General features: G+C 46.1%; 16 protein-coding genes. 12 read left to right on the top strand and 4 right to left on the bottom strand.

Going from position 1 to position 19,909, the window contains the following annotated elements; genetic code table 11:
* Nucleotides 1–33 precede the first annotated feature (33 nt).
* Both V9W66_RS02635 and V9W66_RS02630 read right to left on the bottom strand, forming a co-directional pair.
* Nucleotides 34–1,797, bottom strand: a complete 1,764-nt coding sequence (locus V9W66_RS02635) for an ABC transporter ATP-binding protein (protein WP_144092831.1) — start codon at nt 1,795–1,797, stop codon at nt 34–36.
* Nucleotides 1,794–3,560 (bottom strand): ABC transporter ATP-binding protein, encoded by a 1,767-nt coding sequence (locus tag V9W66_RS02630; RefSeq protein WP_144092833.1) that lies wholly within the window; start codon nt 3,558–3,560, stop codon nt 1,794–1,796. The genes V9W66_RS02635 and V9W66_RS02630 overlap by 4 nt, the downstream gene beginning before the upstream one ends.
* A gap of 320 nt (nt 3,561–3,880) precedes the next feature.
* Between V9W66_RS02630 and V9W66_RS02625 the strand changes: the two genes are divergently transcribed.
* Nucleotides 3,881–4,756, top strand: a complete 876-nt coding sequence (locus V9W66_RS02625) for a LysR family transcriptional regulator (protein ID WP_021652963.1) — start codon at nt 3,881–3,883, stop codon at nt 4,754–4,756.
* Nucleotides 4,757–4,788: 32 nt separating this feature from the next.
* On the opposite strand, the gene V9W66_RS02620 is transcribed toward V9W66_RS02625, so the two are convergent.
* Nucleotides 4,789–6,948: a SulP family inorganic anion transporter gene (locus V9W66_RS02620; protein ID WP_144092835.1), complete on the bottom strand. Its 2,160-nt coding sequence runs from the start codon at nt 6,946–6,948 to the stop codon at nt 4,789–4,791.
* A gap of 205 nt (nt 6,949–7,153) precedes the next feature.
* On the opposite strand from V9W66_RS02620, the gene mnmA reads away from it, so the two are divergent.
* Together mnmA and V9W66_RS02610 are read left to right on the top strand one after the other, a co-directional pair.
* Nucleotides 7,154–8,242 carry a tRNA 2-thiouridine(34) synthase MnmA gene (mnmA, locus tag V9W66_RS02615; protein ID WP_144092837.1) on the top strand — a complete coding sequence of 363 codons (1,089 nt, stop codon included), beginning with the start codon at nt 7,154–7,156 and terminating at the stop codon, nt 8,240–8,242.
* Nucleotides 8,243–8,503: 261 nt separating this feature from the next.
* Entirely contained in the window at nt 8,504–9,811 is a 1,308-nt protein-coding gene (locus V9W66_RS02610; protein ID WP_015526804.1) for an O-acetylhomoserine aminocarboxypropyltransferase/cysteine synthase family protein, read from the top strand.
* Nucleotides 9,812–9,988: 177 nt separating this feature from the next.
* Here V9W66_RS02610 and V9W66_RS02605 read toward each other — a convergent pair whose 3' ends face one another.
* The gene (locus tag V9W66_RS02605) at nt 9,989–10,846 is read right to left on the bottom strand and encodes a polysaccharide deacetylase family protein (protein ID WP_144092839.1); all 858 of its coding nucleotides are present in this window, start codon (nt 10,844–10,846) and stop codon (nt 9,989–9,991) included.
* A 632-nt stretch (nt 10,847–11,478) separates the two neighbouring features.
* Between V9W66_RS02605 and eno the strand changes: the two genes are divergently transcribed.
* The 9 genes from eno (at nt 11,479) to V9W66_RS02560 (ending at nt 19,908) form a co-directional block, all read left to right on the top strand.
* Nucleotides 11,479–12,828 carry a phosphopyruvate hydratase gene (gene eno / locus V9W66_RS02600; RefSeq protein WP_144092841.1) on the top strand — a complete coding sequence of 450 codons (1,350 nt, stop codon included), beginning with the start codon at nt 11,479–11,481 and terminating at the stop codon, nt 12,826–12,828.
* A 70-nt stretch (nt 12,829–12,898) separates the two neighbouring features.
* Entirely contained in the window at nt 12,899–13,132 is a 234-nt protein-coding gene (gene secG, locus V9W66_RS02595) for a preprotein translocase subunit SecG (RefSeq protein ID WP_021652956.1), read from the top strand.
* A 155-nt stretch (nt 13,133–13,287) separates the two neighbouring features.
* Nucleotides 13,288–15,579 (top strand): ribonuclease R, encoded by a 2,292-nt coding sequence (gene rnr / locus V9W66_RS02590; protein ID WP_144092843.1) that lies wholly within the window; start codon nt 13,288–13,290, stop codon nt 15,577–15,579.
* A gap of 11 nt (nt 15,580–15,590) precedes the next feature.
* Nucleotides 15,591–16,061: an SsrA-binding protein SmpB gene (gene smpB / locus V9W66_RS02585; RefSeq protein WP_021652954.1), complete on the top strand. Its 471-nt coding sequence runs from the start codon at nt 15,591–15,593 to the stop codon at nt 16,059–16,061.
* A gap of 54 nt (nt 16,062–16,115) precedes the next feature.
* Entirely contained in the window at nt 16,116–16,607 is a 492-nt protein-coding gene (locus V9W66_RS02580; RefSeq protein ID WP_114002727.1) for an acyl-CoA thioesterase, read from the top strand.
* Nucleotides 16,608–16,805: 198 nt separating this feature from the next.
* Complete coding sequence (locus tag V9W66_RS02575; RefSeq protein WP_144092845.1) at nt 16,806–17,828, top strand: hypothetical protein; 1,023 nt, start codon at nt 16,806–16,808, stop codon at nt 17,826–17,828.
* 14 nt (nt 17,829–17,842) lie between these two features.
* Entirely contained in the window at nt 17,843–18,538 is a 696-nt protein-coding gene (gene pyrH, locus V9W66_RS02570; protein WP_021976283.1) for a UMP kinase, read from the top strand.
* A gap of 44 nt (nt 18,539–18,582) precedes the next feature.
* The gene (gene frr / locus V9W66_RS02565; RefSeq protein ID WP_015526785.1) at nt 18,583–19,134 is read left to right on the top strand and encodes a ribosome recycling factor; all 552 of its coding nucleotides are present in this window, start codon (nt 18,583–18,585) and stop codon (nt 19,132–19,134) included.
* Nucleotides 19,135–19,200: 66 nt separating this feature from the next.
* Complete coding sequence (locus V9W66_RS02560; RefSeq protein WP_015526784.1) at nt 19,201–19,908, top strand: isoprenyl transferase; 708 nt, start codon at nt 19,201–19,203, stop codon at nt 19,906–19,908.
* Nucleotide 19,909 lies beyond the last annotated feature (1 nt).

Below are 19,909 nucleotides of genomic sequence, written 5' to 3'. Positions count from 1 at the left end.
GTTGCCTGATTCGGTTAAAAAAATCAGCTTATATTACTCAGAAACCTTCACAAACTGGCTGTTATAAAGCTTCTGATAGAATCCGCCTTTTGCCATAAGCTCTTCATGGCTTCCCTGCTCGATGATGCTTCCGTCTTTCATGACAAGAATCTCATCTGCATTGCGGATGGTAGAAAGACGGTGTGCAACGATAAAGCTTGTTCGTCCCTGCATCATCCGGTCAAAGGCCTCCTGGATCAGCATTTCTGTTCGGGTATCAATACTGGAGGTTGCCTCGTCAAGGATCAGCATCGGCGGCAGACACAGCATGACACGGGTGATGCAGAGAAGCTGCTTTTGTCCCTGACTTAAGCTATCTTCATAAAGAATGGTATCCAGGCCATTTGGAAGACGGCGGATAAATTCCCAGCTGTGGGATATTTTAGCTGCCTGGATCACTTCCTCATCGGATGCATCCGGCTTTCCGATGCAGATGTTATCACGGACAGTTCCATGCTTGATCCAGGTATCCTGGAGAACCATGCCATAGCTTCCGCGAAGTGTATGTCTGGAAACCTCGGTGATGGGTTTTCCGTCTACAGAAATACTTCCACCGGTGACGTCGTAGAAACGCATCAGCAGGTTGATAAAAGTTGTCTTGCCACAACCGGTAGGGCCTACGATGGCAATACGTCTGCCTGGTTCTGTATGAAGATTAAAGTTTTTAATGAGAGGTTTGTCCTCTTCGTAGCGGAAGGAAACATTCCGGATATCCACTGCACCTTTTACATCATCAAGAGTTCCGGACGGATCCGGACTTTCCGGCTCTTCCTCCAGAAGATCAAAGATCCTGGTAGCGCAGGCCAGAGCGTTCTGAAGCTCTGTGATCACAGAGCTGATATCGTTGAAGGGCTTCATATACTGGTTTGCATAAGCCAGCAGTACGGAAAGTCCACCGACAGTCAGATGACCGCCCGGGATCAGAAAGGCACCTGCAAGAGCTACACCTGCGTAAATGATGTTGTTGACATATCGTGTGGACGGGTTGGTGAGGCTGCTGTAAAAAACAGCCTTCTGGCTGGCATCACGGAGTTCTTCATTGATCGCAGCAAAACGTTCGGAAGAACGATTTTCGTAACCAAAGGCCTGAACCACTTTCTGATTTCCGATCATTTCCTCGATCAGTGCAGTCTGACGTCCACGGGCATCACTCTGCGCACGGAACATCTGGAAGGAATGGGAGGAGATGAATTTCGCCACAAAAAAGCTTACAGGTGTCAGGACAATGATCATCAGAGTGATCCACACATTTTTGGAGAACATGAAGAGCAGGGTTCCGATGATGGTGATGACACCGGAAAACAGCTGTGTAAATCCAAGGAGCATACCATCGGAAAGAATATCCGTATCTGCGATGACACGGCTGATGATATCACCGGTGCTGTGTCCGTCCAGGTAGGACAGAGGAAGCTTCTGGATATGGCGGATGGATCTTGCACGGATATCCTGTACTGTGCGGTAGGTCATACGGTTGTTGATGACACTCATGATCCAGGTGGCAATGCCGGAAAATACGATCATGACAAGAATACGGGAAAGATAGAATCCCATTCTTGTAAAATCAACTTCGTGGGCAGCAACGACCTCATCAATGGCATAACCAAAAAGTACGGGAACATACAGCTGCAAAATTACAGTGACTGCTGCCAGGATCACACTTAATACGAGAAGAAAACGGTATTTTCCAATGAAACGTAGTACCTTGAAGAAGGTTGCCATGCTGTTTTTGTTTTTTTCGGTTTTATCTGTTTTACTCATGCCAGGACCTCCTTTCCAGTCGCTTTTTCATATTTGGTACGCTCTTCCGGGAACTGTGAGAAAAAGATCTCACGGTAGGTTTCACAGGTAGAGATCAGCTCCTGATGGGTTCCTTTTCCGGAAAGCTGACCGTCATCCAGTACCAGGATCAGATCGGCCTGGCGGATGCTGGCGGCTCTCTGGGATACCAGGAAGGTGGTTGTTTTTCCACCAAGCTGGTGAAGGGATTTCCGAAGTGCCGCATCTGTGGCAAAGTCAAGAGCACTGGCACTGTCATCCAGGATCAGAATCTCCGGTTTTTTCACAAGGGCGCGGGCAATGGTAAGTCTCTGACGCTGGCCACCGGAAAGATTCCGGCCGTTCTGTTCCAGACGGAAATCCAGCTGACCGTCCTTTTTCTCTACGATTTCACGAGCCTGAGCGGTGGTAAGTGCTTCCCACATTTCTTCGTCCGTGGCATCTTCCCGTCCCCAGCTTAAGTTATCGCGGATGGTTCCCTGGAAAAGTGCTGCTTTTTGAGGAACTACGCCGATTTTTTCCCTGAGTTCCTGCCTGGAATAGGTCTGTACATTCTGACCGTCGAGGGTAATGACTCCGGAGGTTGCGTCGTAGAAACGGGCGATCAGATCCACAAGAGTGGATTTACCGCTTCCGGTACCGCCGATGATTCCGATTGTAGAGCCTTTTTTTGCGGAAAAAGTGATATCAGAAAGGCTAGGTGCGCCGGTTCCTGCATAGGAGAAACTTACATGGTTAAAAGCAACTGCATAGTCACTGCTTTCCACAGTCGGTAAGGAAGCTTTGTCCGGGTAAGTCATGGTGGAATCGACTTTCAGGATTCCGGCAACGCGATCCGCACAGGCCATGGATTTGTTCAGGGTGATGATCAGGGACGCAAGCTTGATCAGTTCTACGATCATCTGTGCCATATAGTTGTAAAGAGCAACTATTTCACCCTGCTGCATGTTTCCGAGGTTTACCTGTACACCTGCAGTCCGGATCAGGATTACTGTTGCGATATTGATCAGTACATAAGTTGCAGGATTTAAAAGTGCAGAGATTTTTCCGACAAATTCGTTCAGTCTGGTAAGTGCAAGATTGCTTTCGTCAAACTCCGCAACGGCATCAGCTTCACGGCAAAATGCACGGATCACACGGACACCGGTCAGGTTTTCTCTGGTAAGACGGGTGACGGAATCCAGACGTCCTTGTACTTTTTTGAAAAGCGGGATACTTAAAAACATGATCACAAAGACAACCAGGAACAGTACCGGAATGGCAACCGCGAAGATCAGTGCACAGCGCACATTGATGGTAAAAGCCATTACCATAGAGCCCAGAACAATAAACGGGCTTCGAAGAAGAAGACGGAGTCCCATGTTTACTCCGTTCTGTACCTGATTGACATCGTCTGTAAGACGGGTGATCAGTGTGTCCGTGCCAAGGGTGTCCAGCTCCGTATAGGAAAGCTTCTGGATATGGTCAAATACAGCCTGACGCACTTCTGTGGCAAAGCCTACGCTGGCTTTTGCAGCAAAAAACTGTGCAGTAATGCTGACTGCAAGTCCTGCAGCAGCCATCAGTATCAGGACAAAAAACTTCTGAACGATATAGCCGTGGTCATTATTTGCAATTCCCACATCGATGATCTGGGCGATGACGACAGGCACCAGCAGATCAAATACAACTTCCAGAAACTTGAAAAAAGGAGCCAGAACGCTTTCTTTTTTGTAATCTCGAAGATATTTTGCGAGTGTTCGCATTTCTTTTTCTTCCTCCGTTTCCTTATTTTTCTATAATAAACCTCTGTTATTATACTCCTATGGAGATAATACGTATAATATTGTTTTTAATGTATGATAATATAATTTTGCTATTGTCTGGGACGGAAATCTGTGGGATGATAGAAGTATGGTTTTTCGGATAATTGCGTGGGAAAGATATTCATAGTATTTACAAAGTATTGCAGATATAGTATTTCTTAACCGAATTAAGAAAGTACTCTGTGGGACAGCGAAAAGCAATAAGCAGTAGATGGGTTTTGCCTGTGTTATATATCAGATAAAGAAAGAAGGATTTATATATGGAAATCAGACAGCTGGAATATTTTCATGAGATCGCAGCAACAGGAAGCATCAATGAAGCCGCAAGGAGACTGAACATGTCCCAGCCGCCGCTGAGCTATCAGATCAAGCAGCTGGAAGCAGAGCTGAAGGTGAAGCTTTTTGAGCGGACCAGGGCAGGCGTGACACTGACAGAAGCCGGAAAGCTTCTTTATGACAGGACAGAGAACATTTTGAGTTACGTTCGTTCCACAGAACTGGAAGTATCCAAAGCAGGGAAAAAACAGGTTTTACGTATCGGGATCACGCCAACCACAGTGACCACCATTATGCCTTATATTTCCAGATTTTCCAGAGAAAATTGTGATGTAAACTTTGAGGTAAGGGATGCGATCACTTTTACACTTCTGAATTATCTGATGGATGGGATCATTGATGTTTCGGTAGTGCGTACACCTATCAAGCTGGAAGGTTTAAATTATCTGGAACTGGATGAGGAACCCATGATCGCGGTCCTTCCTCCGGAGATCCCGGAAAATGAGACAAAAAAAGAGGGCATCAGCCTTAAAGAGCTGACCGGATGCCCTCTCATTATTTACCGGCGGTACGAAGAATTTCTGATGAAAGCCTTTGGAGAAAAAAATCTCCAGCCGGATATTTTCTGTGTCTGCGATGATCCCAGAGATGCCATGCTCTGGGTGCAGGAAGGTCTTGCAACCGCCGTTTTTCCAAGATCCATGGAGGATCTCTGTACAGATCTTCCGATCCGCATCATTGAAGAAGAGAAGCTGAAGACCAGGATTCTTCTTGCCTGGAAAAAGGATCGCAGGCCTTCTGCCGTGATGCAGGATTTTATCAATATCTGTGAGAAATATGCAGGAAATCCTGCAATCTGATCATGGACCTGGAAAGGGAATGTATGCAGAAATCAGTCTTTGAGATGTTCTTCCTTCCAGTGCTTCCATTTCTGAACAGCTTCCGGATTCTGCTTTTCCAGCCGTTCTTCCAGCTTTTTCCGGCGCTGTTCCAGTCGTTCCAGGACTTCCGGATGCTCGGCAAGGATTTTTTCTTTCAGCTTGCCACGGCGCTTTTCCAGAAGCTGAAGGATCAGTTTCCGGTCGGAAGTTAATTCTTCAGGCAGCTCATCCATATGTAATTCAATTCTTCGAAGCAGTTCATCCTCATCCAGAACACCCAGCCCATGCCAGTTATCCAGAAGCTCTTCCAGACCTTCTTCGGAGAGACGTTGGATATCCGGGATCTGGTGCAGCTGTTCAATAATGTGATGGACAGATTCTTCAATCTCTTTTACTGCATCATCACCAAAAGCCCAGGCGAACTCTTCCAGGGTATTTTCTTCCTCTGCCGGAAGAAAAGCGATACTGCGGCGCAGAAGCTTTGTCTCGTCTTCCTTTGGAACATCCAGTTCATAAGGGGCTTCGATCCCTGCGTCATGGAGAGCAGCAAGAATGGTACGGCGGACCATACCGTCTTTGATCATATGACCGATGCCGAACTGACGCAGCTGATCATTGATCTGGGTGGAATGCTCTGTGAGGTAAAAACGGATCCCACGTTTTTTCAGGCTTGCGGAGATGGCATCCAGGCGGTCTGCTGCTGTGACATCAATGCTGTTGATAGCACTGGCATCTACGATCACTACCCTGGTGTCTTTTTGGATGCTGTTCTCAATATCTTCCTGAAAAATCTTTATATTTGCAAAAAACAGGTTTTCACTGAAACGGTAGATCACAACGCCCTTAATAGGGTAGGCGAAACGGTTTTTGGACAGATCAAAATAAGCATCTCTTCCAGGGATCATACCACGGAAGGAGCGCGGCGGGTTGGTGGCCTTCAGGATCACAGCTACGAAAGAGAGCAGGATACCAATGATAACCCCATAAATGGTTCCAAGACAGAGCACACTGAAACCGGCAGCCATGAAGATGTAGAATTCTGTACGGCTTACTTTGAAAAGACGTACAGCCAGATGGGTTTCCACCACATCCATCAGAGCAGAGATCACAATGGCTGTCAGTACAGGAACCGGAAGATATCCGATAAAACCGGTGCCGAAAAGAAGGATCAGAGCCATGGTGATCCCGGCAGTGATGGAAACCGCCTGAGATTTTCCACCGTACTGTTCATTGAGGGAGGTGCGGGAGATACTGCCGTTTACCGGGCAGCAGCCTACTGCGGCGGCAGCAATATTTCCGGCGGCACAGGCCAGGATTTCCTGACGGTCGTTCAGCTTATAATCATTGCGGAACGCAAAGGTATTCTCTGCAAGAAGAGTTTCTGCCATAATGACAACAGCAACCATAAGACCGCGGCCTGCCGCCTGGGTCAGATCAACATTTCCGAAATCCGGGATCACCAGGGAGGGAAGTCCACGTTCTACCGACTGCAGGAGGACTACTCCTTTTTCGTCCACATGAAAAACAACGGTGGAAAGAACACCCAGAGCCATAATAACGATAGCCATGGGGAATTTCGGCGCCAGCTTTTTAAATGTGCGGATCAGCACCAGAGCACCAAGCCCCATGAAGAGGGAAAGCCAGCTGATATTTTTGGCAGCAGCGAAGACATGCTCTGCCAGTTCCAGGAGCTCTCCGGATCCTGCAGGACTTCCCATAAGTTTCGGGATCTGCATCAGGATGATGGTAACTGCGATACCGCTGATAAAACCGCCCATAACAGGTGTGGAGATAAAGTCCACGATCTTATCTGCGTGAAGCAGAAAGAAGATAAACAGCCACAGACCTGCAAAAAGTGCGATGGCAGGAACATAATCCATGGCAGCTTCTGACTCTGCAGCAATGCCAAGAGTGGACAGTGCACCACCTACAATGGCAGCAGGTGCCGCATCAACTCCGAAGATAAACTGTCTTGAAGTGGAAAATAGAGCAAACAAAAGGATCGGCAGAACAGAACCGTACAGTCCGTATACCGCCGGGATCCCGGAAATCTGGGCATATCCCATGGAGATAGGGATGGAAACAGCTGCCATGATGATGCCGGAGAAAATATCTTTGGGAAGGTATTCCTTCCGATATCCTCGCAGCGTGGAAAACAGGGAAAGCTTCATATAGTCACATCCTTTTCTGAAAAATATTTTCTATTATATACCAAAGAGAGCCTGCAGGAAAGAAGCAAAGCAAAGGTTCCGGGTGAAAAATCGTGGACAAAGAATAACTGCCATATTATAATAAATGCGAAATTGCAGTAACTGTAAGAGAATACAGTCTGCAAAGCTGAGAAATCATCAATCATCAGGAAAGGTTAAGATATATATGAAAAAAGCGATCATAGCAATGAGCGGCGGTGTAGACAGCTCCGTAGCAGCTCTTTTGACAAAGGAATCCGGTGACGAGTGCATCGGCGCTACCATGAAACTTTACAACAACGAAGATATCGGTGTCCACAGGGAAAAGACCTGCTGTTCCCTGGACGATGTTGAGGATGCCAGAAGCGTAGCCTATCAGATGGATATGCCTTACTATGTGTTTAATTTTACCGCAGATTTCCATACAGAGGTTATGGACAGGTTTGTAGATGCCTACGAAAACGGCTGCACCCCTAATCCATGTATCGACTGTAACCGATATCTGAAATTTGATAAAATGTTTCACCGTATGCAGGAGATCGGCTACGATTATATTGTAACCGGACATTATGCAAGAGTGGAGTACGATGAGAAACGGGACCGCTACCTTCTGAAAAAAGCAGTGGACGATACAAAGGATCAGTCATACGTTCTCTATATGCTGACCCAGGAACAGCTGGCACATGTAAAGCTTCCGCTTGGAGGTCTCCGGAAGGACCAGGTTCGTGTCATTGCCGAAAAACATGGCTTTATCAATGCCAGAAAGCATGACAGTCAGGATATCTGCTTTGTTCCGGACGGCGACTATGCGAAATTTATTGAAAAGTACACAGGCAAAAAAACACCGGAGGGTGATTTTGTAGATAAAGAGGGAAACTATATCGGACGCCATAAGGGAATCATCCATTACACCATCGGCCAGCGCCGTGGCCTTAGCATTCCGGCGGCCAGCCGTCTTTATGTCTGTGAGATCTCTCCGAAGACCAATACGGTAGTTCTCGGGGACAACGCAGATCTTTTCAGCAGTGAACTTGAGGCAGACAGTGTAAATCTGATCTCTGTGGACAGCTTAGCTGAGCCGAAAAGAGTGACTGCCAAGATCCGTTACCGTCACAAAGAGCAGCCTGCCACTGCATGGCAGACACCGGATGGCATCCTTCATGTGAAATTTGATGAACCGCAGAGAGCCATCACAAAGGGTCAGGCTGTGGTGATGTATGACGGAGATGAGGTTGTAGGCGGTGGAGTTATAAATAAAATCTATAGCCAGTCATAAATAAAGGTGAGAACCTAAATAGATAAACCCCATTGACATACTAGGAAAAGGGTGATATGATTGCATCATCAAAAAACGGAGCACACAAAACAAGGTGAGCAACGTGATGATCAGGAGGAAATCATGAAAGTTTTACAGAAGTCAACAAGGGTGTTTATCGAAGAAAAGCGAATGTGTTGTTGTCGCTGATAAGCAGATGATCATAAGATAAGAAATTACTATTTTACCGAATATAAGAATAAAAGAAAAGAGGACAAACACATGAGCAAAATTACAAGAGATCAGAGAAAATTCAAATTTGAGACATTACAGCTTCACGTAGGACAGGAACAGCCGGATCCGGTTACAGATGCAAGAGCAGTACCGATCTATCAGACATCTTCCTATGTATTCCGCAACTGCGATCATGCAGCAGCACGTTTCGGACTTGCAGATGCCGGTAATATTTACGGACGTCTTACAAACCCGACAGAGGACGTATTCGAGAAGAGGATCGCAGCACTTGAGGGTGGTTCCGCAGCACTTGCAGTAGCATCCGGTGCAGCAGCTATCACATACACGATCGAGAATCTTGCACAGCAGGGAGATCACATTGTAGCAGCCAAAAATATTTACGGCGGTACAACAAACCTTCTGGAGCATACGCTTCCGGCATACGGAATCACAACAACATTTGTTGATGTATTCAATCTCGAGGAAGTAGAGAATGCGATCCAGGAGAACACAAAAGCTGTTTATATTGAGACTCTTGGAAACCCGAATTCTGATGTTGTAGATATTGAGGCTCTTGCAAAAATCGCTCACAAACATAAAATTCCGCTTGTTGTAGATAATACATTTGCAACACCATACCTCGTAAGACCAATTGAGTACGGCGCAGATATCGTTGTTCATTCCGCAACAAAATTCATCGGTGGCCACGGAACTACTATCGGTGGTGTGATCGTAGAGAGTGGTAAGTTTGACTGGGAGGCATCCGGCAAATTTGCATCTCTTACAGAGCCAAACCCAAGCTATCATGGCGTAAGCTTCACAAAAGCATGCGGACCGGCTGCATTTGTTACAAAGATCCGTGCAATCCTTCTTCGTGACACAGGAGCAACAATTTCTCCGGTGAGTTCCTTTATCTTCCTTCAGGGACTTGAGACACTGTCTCTCCGTGTAGAGCGTCATGTTGAGAACGCACTGAAGGTTGTACAGTATCTGAATGATCATCCGCAGGTAGAGAAGGTTCATCATCCGTCTGTATCCACAGATCCAAGCCAGCAGGAACTTTATAAGAAATATTTCCCTAACGGCGGCGGTTCCATCTTTACATTCGAGATCAAGGGAGATGCGCAGAAGGCAAAGGATTTCATTGATAACCTTGAACTGTTCTCACTTCTTGCAAACGTTGCAGATGTGAAATCCCTTGTTATCCATCCGGCTACTACAACACACAGCCAGTGCACAGAGGAAGAGCTTCTTGATCAGGGAATCAAGCCAAACACGATCCGTCTTTCCATCGGAACTGAGAATATTGATGATATCATCCAGGATCTTGATGAGGCATTCAAGGCTGTCCAGTAAATAAGACAATTAAATAAGAAGAACACCTTCTGAAATCAATAGCACAGAAAAATCTGTCCCGGGACATATGAGAACATAGTCCCGGGGCAGATTTTTTGTGTGCTTATCTGGAAAATCCAAAAGTGGGAAGATCCGTGTCGATGGCACTGAGGATGCATGGATCATGTGCGATTTTTTTCAGGCGGATTCCGATGCCACAAGTTCTTCTAATGTTCCGAAGGTATATCCCATCTCTTCCCATTTTGTCAGCAGCTCATCCAGAATGGAAGCATTGGTGGAAGAGGTGCTGTGCAGCAGCACGATGGCACCCGGATGGATCCGTCCCAGAAGCTTTTCAAAAGCTTCTTCTTTCGAAGGCTGCTTATCCTGATACCAGTCCACATAAGCCAGACTCCAGAAAAAGGTGTGGTATCCCATCTCTTTTGCCATCTCTAAATTTTCCACGCTGTAAATGCCCTGGGGCGGGCGATAAAATTTTGTCATTTCTTTTCCGGTGGCTTCCTTATAAAGAACCTCCACATCCTCAAGCTGCTTCTGAAAGGCTTCCTTTGTGGAGATGCCGGACATATCCGGGTGTGTCATGGTGTGGTTGCCTATGGTATGGTCTGCATCTACGATCTCACGGATCAGTTCCGGTTTTTCACGGATCAGTGTTCCCACAACAAAAAATGTGGCATGTACCTGATGCTTATGTAAGGCATTCAGAATGGCAGGCATATTTCCATTGTCATAGCCTGCGTCAAAGGTAAGATAGATTTTTTTCTCATCGGTATCGGCTGCATACCAGGCATTGTATTTTTTTAATTCTTCCATAGAAGCATTTCCTGTGGGCCGTTTGCCTTCTTCCTGGAAACCGAGCCCCCAGTTTTCATTTTGGAATGTCATAGAAGCAGAAGAGGTCTGGCTGTTTTTGGCAGAATCCGGATCGGATCGTGGGTCGGAAGTAAAATGAGAATAGATCTTTCCTGCAAGACTGCCAAGAGCAAAAGCCATGACAAAGAAAAAAATAAGACGGTAGATGTGTTTTTGTTTCATGGGAACCTCAGAGAAAGTGGAGTTATTAATATGTTTATGAACACGAAGCAGAAGATATGAAAGCAGAAGATCATGAGATCATGTCTGTGAGACAGAGGTCAAAATAAGTAAAAAATAAGAGTCATCAGCGATTGATTTCTTCTGCCGATGACTCTTTTAATTTTCATTATCCAATGGAATATACCTCTCATTTCTTAGATTTAAACTTATACGGAATTAAAATTTACGTTCTCGGTGGTCCGTACCTCCTTGTTTTAATTATGATGGAAAATCTTTAAATCTTCTGGTGGACTGTACCTCTCTTTCTTAGATTATGGGAAGTAAGTTATGCTTTCGGTGGGTTCACGCTCCTTTTTGATTTAATTTGTTGTTTTCCGTTTGTTTTATTTGATGGTTAAACTATAACAGATAAAATAGAAAATGTCAATACTAAATTTAAAAAATAATAAAGATAAGTATAAAAAGAAAAAACAATAAAAATAAAATAACTGAAAAATCAGACAATATCAAGGCCGGATAAAAGGTATAGACCCAACCCTTTTCGGACAAGCTACCCTCATAAACATAAGAAGAAAATCAGAAAGTGCAGGAGATCATAAACAGTATTATTATTTTCAAGGAGGGAAAAACTTATGCTACGTTATCTGCCTGTTCGAAAAGTTCATGCAAGACAGGTCCTTGATTCCAGGGGGAATCCTACAGTGGAAGCGGAAGTGACGGTAGGTGAAGGAATCGTGGGGATTAACGGATACACAGGAAGAGCCATGGTGCCGTCCGGAGCATCCACAGGTAAATTTGAGGCTGTGGAGCTGCGGGACGGAAACCGGGAGGAATATCTGGGCCAGAGTGTGAAAAAAGCAGTGGAAAATATCAATACACGTCTCGCAGATGCCATTATCGGAGAGAATGCCCTGAACCAGGCATGGATCGATCATCTTCTGATCGAAACCGACGGAACGGAGAACAAAAGCAGCGCAGGAGCCAATGCCACGCTGGCAGTATCTCTGGCAGCAGCCCGTGCAGCAGCCGGAGCCCTTCGGCTTCCTCTTTATCAGTATCTGGGCGGCTGCCATACCATGCAGCTTCCAGTACCGATGATGAATATTTTAAACGGGGGAAAGCATGCGGACAATACGGTGGATCTTCAGGAGTTTATGATCATGCCAACTGGAGCTGACTGTCTGGAAAAGGGTATCCGCATGTGTGTGGAAGTCTACCAGCACTTAAAGCTTCTTCTTCGGGAAAAAGGACTCTCCACAGCGGTTGGAGATGAAGGCGGCTTTGCTCCGGATCTTTCAGATTCGGAGGAAGTGCTTACCCTGATCGTCCATGCCATAGAAAAAGCAGGATATAAACCAGGAGAAGAGATCACCATTGCCATTGATGCAGCCTCCAGCGAACTTTATGATGAGGAAAAGGGCGTGTATTTTTTTCCTGGGGAGAGCCGCATGAAAGGAGAAAAGATCTACCGGGATGCCGGTGAGATGACAGAGTATTATGAAAAACTGGTGGAAAAATTTCCCATTGTTTCCATTGAAGACGGTCTCTGGGAGGATGACTGGGAAGGCTGGAAATATCTGACGGAACACCTGGGGAAAAAGATCCAGCTGGTAGGTGACGATCTGTTTGTCACCAATATCAAACGGCTGCACTGCGGCATCGGACTTGATGTTGCCAATGCTATCCTAATTAAAGTAAATCAGATCGGAACTCTCACGGAAACTCTGGATGCGGTGGAGATGGCTCAGCATGCCGGGTATCGTGCAGTGATCTCTCACAGGTCCGGGGAAACCGAGGATTCCTTTATCGCAGATCTGGCAGTTGCCTGTGGGGCGGGGCAGATCAAAACAGGCGCACCCTGCCGCTCGGACCGGAATGCCAAGTATAATCAGCTTCTGCGGATCCACGAACAGCTCGGAGCTCTTGGAAGATATAAAGATCCTTTTGCAAAAAAAACGCAGAAAAAGCCCTGTATAAAATAAACGGAAAATGGTTGAAATCCCGGTTTAGCTATGGTAAAATAACCTCTAGTTGATTAGGAGGTGTAACCGCGTGAACATTTTGAAGATTATTCTGACTGTAATTTATGCAATAGATTGTATCGCTCTGACTGTTGTCGTACTGATGCAGGAGGGCAAGCAGCAGGGTCTTGGCTCTATCGCCGGAGTAGCTGATACTTACTGGGGTAAGAATAAGGGCCGTTCCATGGAAGGTGGTCTTGTAAGAGGTACCATTATCATGGGAGTTATTTTCTTTGTACTGTCAATCGTACTGAACATTATCTGATCTGCCAGGGGCAGAACAGAGGTTGGTAACACTCTTGCTGCGTTAGCATGCAGAAGAAACTCGGATGGGGACTTCTTTTGTTAATCAGCAGGAGTGTTTTTGCGTTGATACAGGGGCACGGGTGAGCCTTCCTCCGGAATGACAACAGGGTAAAAATGAAATATAAATATGAAACAGGAGAAAATGTGAAAAGATCGAAAAATTTTGAAAAAAGAAAAAAGTTTATAATGGAGCTTCTGGGAGATCCGCTGTATAAGCCCATGCGCCTGCGTGAGATCGCATCTCTTCTTCAGCTGGATAAGAGTGAGAAAAAAGAGCTTTTTGACGTGCTGGACGAGCTTTGCGCCCAGGGCAAGGCTGAGGTAGATAATAAAGGAAGATACAGCAAGGTTTCCGGCAAGCGCAGAGATAGACGAAAGAATAAAGAAGCTCTGAAGGCAGAAAAGCCGGAGCGTGGCCGTAAGGGAAGAGAACGCAGAGAGAAGAATCATGAGGAATATCGTTTCTCTGAGAAGGACGGAACCCTCATGGAGGGAACTTTTATTGGCCATTACAAGGGCTTTGGCTTTGTGGAGGTGGAGGATCAGGAACAGGATATTTTTATTCCGGAAAATGACACGGGAAGCGCCATGCATCAGGATAAGGTGCAGATCCTTGTACGGAACGGACATAAAGAGGGAAAACGTCAGGAAGGCGTTGTGCTGAAGGTTCTGGAAAGGGGAATGCCTTCGATCGTGGGAACATACCAGAGCAGCCGTGATTATGGCTTTGTGATCGGTGATAACCCCAAATTTTCCAAAGATATCTTTATTTCCAGAAAAAACTCCATGGGAGCAAAGGACGGAGACAAGGTAGTTGCAGAGATCACAGATTACGGCTCCAGAAACCGGAAGCCGGAAGGAAAGATCACGGAGGTGCTGGGAAACTTACGTTCACCTGGAACAGATATCCTTGCTATTGTGAAGAGCTTTAACATACCAAGTGTATTTCCTGACAAAGTACTTCGTCAGGCTGACCGTGTGCCGGACCATGTACAGGAGGCGGATCTGGATGGAAGACTGGATCTCAGAGACCTTGTTACAGTCACCATTGACGGTGAGGATGCAAAGGATCTGGATGATGCCATTTCCCTGACAAAGGAGGATGGAATCTACCATCTGGGTGTGCACATTGCAGACGTGAGCAACTATGTTCAGGGCGGCAGTGCCCTTGACAGAGAGGCACTGAAGCGCGGAACCTCCGTCTATCTTGCAGACCGTGTCATTCCCATGCTCCCGGAGCGGCTTTCCAACGGTATCTGTTCTCTGAACCAGGGACAGGACCGTCTGACCTTAAGCTGTCTGATGGATGTTAATGAAAAAGGAAAGGTGATTTCCCATAAGATCGCAGAAACCGTGATCCGTGTAGATGAGCGTATGTGTTACACAGATGTGAAAAATATTCTGGAATATACCGATGATGTGGCGAAGAAGCGCTATGAAGCTCTGATTCCCATGTTTTTCCTGATGAAAGAACTTTCCGGGATCCTGCGCAGCCGTCGGCATACAAGAGGTTCCATTGATTTTGATTTTCCGGAGAGTAAGATCATCCTGAATGCTGCAGGAAGAGCTATTGATGTGCAGCCCTATGAGGCCAATGTGGCAACCAGGATCATTGAGGATTTTATGCTTCTTGCCAATGAAACTGTGGCACAGGAATACTGCACCGGAGATTATCCCTTTGTATACAGAACCCATGAAAATCCGGATCCGGAAAAGATTGAAAGTCTTCTGATGCTTCTTCATAATGAAGGAGTCAACATACAGAAATCCGGACAGGAGATCACGCCTGGTGAGATCCAGGAGATCCTGGAAAGTATTGAGGGAATGCCCAATGAGGCACAGATCAGCCGACTGACCTTGCGTACCATGAAACAGGCAAAATATACTACGGAATGCAGCGGACATTTCGGACTTGCAGCGAAGTATTACTGCCACTTTACTTCTCCGATCCGAAGATATCCGGATCTTCAGATCCACAGGATCATCCATGACCGTCTGAGAGGCAGACTGGTAAGGGAAGGACGTACCGAGCATTACAAGGAGATCCTGGATGAAGTGGCGCGCCAGTCCAGTGTGTGCGAACGGCGCGCAGACGAAGCGGAAAGAGAATCCGATAAGCTGAAGAAAGCAGAGTATATGTCCTATCATCTCGGAGAGGAGTATGAGGGAATCATTTCCGGCGTTACAGGATGGGGACTTTATGTGGAGCTTCCGAATACCGTGGAAGGACTGATCCATATCAATACATTACGAGATGACTATTATGTATTTGACCAGGATGCATATGAACTGCGGGGCGACATGACAGGAAAGATCTTCCGTCTTGGGCAGAAGGTCCGTGTCCGTGTGGCAGATGCGGATAAAATGCTGAAAACCGTGGATTTTGTCCTGGCTGAGGAAGACTGAGGGAGCGCGAAATGGCAAAAAAAACAGGAATGAAACTGATCGCAAATAATAAAAAGGCTTTTCATGATTATTTTATCGAGGATACCTATGAGGCCGGGATCGCACTTGCAGGAACCGAGGTGAAATCCTTACGTTCCGGTAAATGCAGCATCAAGGAGGCCTTTGTCCGTGTGGAAAACGGAGAAGTTTATGTATATGGAATGCATATCACTCCTTATGAGAAAGGAAACATTTTTAACAAAGATCCTCTTCGTGTGCGTAAGCTTTTGCTGCATCGCTACGAGATCAATAAAATCGAAGCTAAATTAAAGGAAAAAGGATTGACTTTGGTACCACTGAAGGTTTATTTCAAGGACAGCCTGGTAAAAATAGAGATTGGCATGGCACGTGGTAAAAAGCTTTATGACAAGCGCCAGGATATTGCAAAGAAGGATCAGAGAAGAGAAGCGGAGCGAGACTTTAAAGTAAAAAATCTTTATTGATCGGCTGGTTTCAACTGAAAAAATAAAAGTATGATAAAATGCGGGGAATGAGAAATGACAGAGGTACAGGATAGACGTAAAAAAACGGTAGAAGCATCGATGACGGAGCAGGTTCATCTGATCATGCAGCAGCATCTGAACGGAGGCGGAAGACTTTTTGGCGGAGCGCTGATGCAGTGGCTGGATGAGGTTGCCGGAGTGGTAGCTATGCGTCATGCGGAGACATATCGGGTGGTAACTGCGGCAGTGGACAATCTTCAGTTCAAGCATGCGATCTATGAGGGAGAGATCGTAGTACTTAAGGGATATGTGACTTATGTGGGAAGAACTTCCATGGAGGTCGAGATCGATACGTATGTGGAACAGCCGGATGGCATGCGTCATACTGTAAACCGGGCATTTTTTGTGATGGTGGCTGTAGATGAAGACCAGAAACCGATCCAGGTGCCGGAACTGATCATTACCACAGAAGCGGAAAAAGCCCGGAATGAAGCTGCGAAAATGCGCCGTGATATGCGCAGACAGCGAAGGGAAAACGGGTTCTGACCTCAGCTGTTCCAAATGTCTCGGGTTTTCTGTGACCTTCGCTCACAAAAAACACCTCGCGGAATATTACCAGTGAACAGTAACTCTAAAGATTCTGTGAAATTCAGAACGGTCAGGTTGACAAGAAAGTGATACTCTGTAATAATAGAAAAGGAAAACCTGACAGCGAATAGAACCATTTTATATGGAGGAGATATAATGAAAAAACGTTATTTGATTCTTGCCGGAATTCTTGCAGCGAGCATGCTTGCAGCCGGTTGTGGAAAGAAGAACTCTGTGGCACCGGAGCAGAAGGTGGAGGCAACGGCAACCCCGATGGTAACGGAAGCTGCGAAAACGGATGTGGTGGAGATGCAGACATCTGCGGATGAAACAGCAAATATCAAGAACGTAATGGGAACCAAGAGTGAGACCACTACCAGTATTGTATTTACCAACAAGATGAACTCCACGATTTCTGCAATTTATGTCCGTCCGACCAGAGATGATGGCGATGACAGTGATGAGACCTGGGGAAGTGATCTTGTAAATGGTAAATTCACACTGGCTTCCAACGACAAGGCTGTTTATTATATGGAGAAGAGCCAGAAGGACGATAACGGAGATACAGCAACAAGCTTTGATGTAAGGATCACATTTACTGACGAAGAGCAGAATGAATGTTTCTTCCGCCAGCTGCCGCTTCTGACGATCTCACAGCTGAGCCTGTGCATGGATGGTGAGGGTGAAGACGGAATCCCATATGCTACATATCTGGCGAGCGGAAGCACCAAGGAGGTGTCTACCCTGAAGGATGTAAAGGCAAGGCTTGGCATTGAGGATGACAGTGACAGTGACAGTACAGATTCTTCAGACAGTACGGTTGTGACTCCGACTCCGGAGAGTTCTGATGATAATGGAAACAGTACAAACAGCAGTTCGTCCGGCAGTTCGGACTCCACATCCACACCGGATCCAACATCTGCACCAGCTTCCTCTGCTTCTTCCGATGCACCGGATCCTACGGAAGCACCATCCGGCAAGAAGGATCTGGCATCTGTAGCAGCAGGATATATCGGTCAGTCTATGTCTGAGCTTGAGAATGCATGCGGCAGCCCAAATGGCAGTGATTATGAGGACGAGCCGGAGTCCGGTAAGACAGGTTATTATTATTATGATACGTTTACGGTATCCACAACTTTTGACGATGACGGCAATGAAGTTGTATCCGGCGTATGGTAAAGGAGAATAAACATATGAAAAGAGTGTTACTGAAATTAAGCGGAGAGGCTCTTGCAGGAGAGCAGAAGAGAGGCTTTGATGAAGCAACTGTTACAGAGGTTGCCAAACAGATCAAGACGATCGTGGATGAAGGACTTCAGGTTGGTATCGTGATCGGAGGTGGAAACTTCTGGAGAGGACGTACCAGCGGAGCCATGGACAGAAGCAAGGCGGATCAGATCGGCATGCTTGCTACTATCATGAACTGTATCTATGTGTCTGACATTTGCAGATATGTGGGACTTAAGACAGAGGTGTTTACCCCGTTTGTATGTGGTGCATTTACCACACTTTATTCCAAGGATGCTGTAGAAGAGAGCTTCGCAGAAGGAAAGGTCGTATTCTTTGCAGGTGGTACCGGCCATCCGTATTTCTCTACAGATACAGCTACTGTACTTCGTGCTGTTGAGATCGGCGCAGATGCCATTCTTCTTGCCAAGGCTGTTGACGGAATCTATGACAGTGATCCGAAGGTAAATCCGGATGCCAAGAAGTATGATGAGATTTCCATCGATGAAGTAGTTGCAAAGAAGCTGGCAGCTATGGATCTTACCGCTTCCATCATGTGTATGGAGCAGAAGATGCCTATGCTGGTATTCGGTCTTGATGAAAAGGACAGCATCGTCAATACCGTACATGGCAAGTTCTCCGGAACAAAGGTAACCGTGTGATCAAAAGGGAATAATAAGAAAAACCATACAGGGAGATATGTGAAATGGATGAGAGAATTCAGGTATACGAAACAAAAATGGGAAAAACACTGAATGCTTTGGAGAGTGAGCTGACAACCATCAGAGCCGGCCGTGCAAACCCGCATATTCTTGACAAACTTACCGTAGATTATTATGGAGCACCGACTCCGCTCCAGCAGGTTGCAAACATTTCTGTACCGGAGGCACGTATGATCCAGATCCAGCCGTGGGAATCCAGCATGATCAAAGCGATCGAGAAAGCGATCCTTTGCTCTGATCTGGGATTAAACCCGAGCAACGATGGAAAAATGATCCGTCTTGTTTTCCCGGAGCTTACCGAGGAGCGTCGTAAAGAGCTGGTGAAGGACGTTAAGAAAAAAGGCGAGGGTGCCAAGGTTGCAGTAAGAAATATCCGTCGTGATGCCAACGATGCATTTAAGAAACTTGCAAAACAGGATGTTTCTGAGGATGAGATCAAAGAGCTTGAGGATCAGATCCAGAAACTTACAGATAAGTACATCAAGGAAGTTGACAAGGCGATCGAGAACAAGTCTAAAGAGATTCTGACTGTATAATTGTAAGAAATACGAGGATAGAGAGGGCTTCTTTGAAGAAGCTCTCTTTCTGTATGGAGGAGATTTATGAACGTACCAAATCATATCGCAATCATTCTGGACGGAAACGGACGTTGGGCAAAGGAACGAGGAATGCCGAGAACCTACGGACATGTAAAGGGATGCGCAAATCTTGAAAACATTTGTTATGATATCAAAGACCTTGGGGTGAAATATCTTACAGTTTACGCTTTTTCCACAGAAAACTGGAAACGCTCCAGAGAAGAAGTGGAAGCACTGATGAAACTGTTCCGCGGTTATCTTAAGAAATGTATCAAGATTTCCAAGAAAAATAATATGAAGATGAAAGTCATCGGAGATGTTACTGCCTTTGCACCGGATATCCAGCAGAGTGTCCGGGAACTGGAGGAATATTCCAAAGATTTTGACGGTATTTATTTTCAGCTGGCATTAAATTACGGAAGCCGTGATGAGATTCGCCGTGGAATGCAGAAGATGGCACAGGATGTAAAAGACGGAAAAGTTGAGCCGGATGGCATTACAGAAGATACGATTGAGAGCTATCTGGATACTGCGGGTGTACCGGATCCGGATCTTTTGATCCGCACAAGCGGTGAGCAGCGACTTTCCAATTTCCTGCTTTGGCAGCTTGCCTATTCCGAGTTTTATTTTACACCGGTTGCATGGCCGGATTTCAATAAAGAAGAGCTGATCAAAGCCATCGAGAAATACAATCAGAGAGACAGACGCTACGGTGGCGTCAAGGAGGAGTAGA

Origin of the sequence: Blautia massiliensis (ex Durand et al. 2017), assembly GCF_051861785.1 — a bacterium.
GTDB classification, from domain to species: domain Bacteria; phylum Bacillota; class Clostridia; order Lachnospirales; family Lachnospiraceae; genus Blautia_A; species Blautia_A luti_A.
The sequence above is the reverse complement of the archived record's forward strand: the minus strand, read 5'-3'. Positions and strand labels throughout refer to the sequence as shown.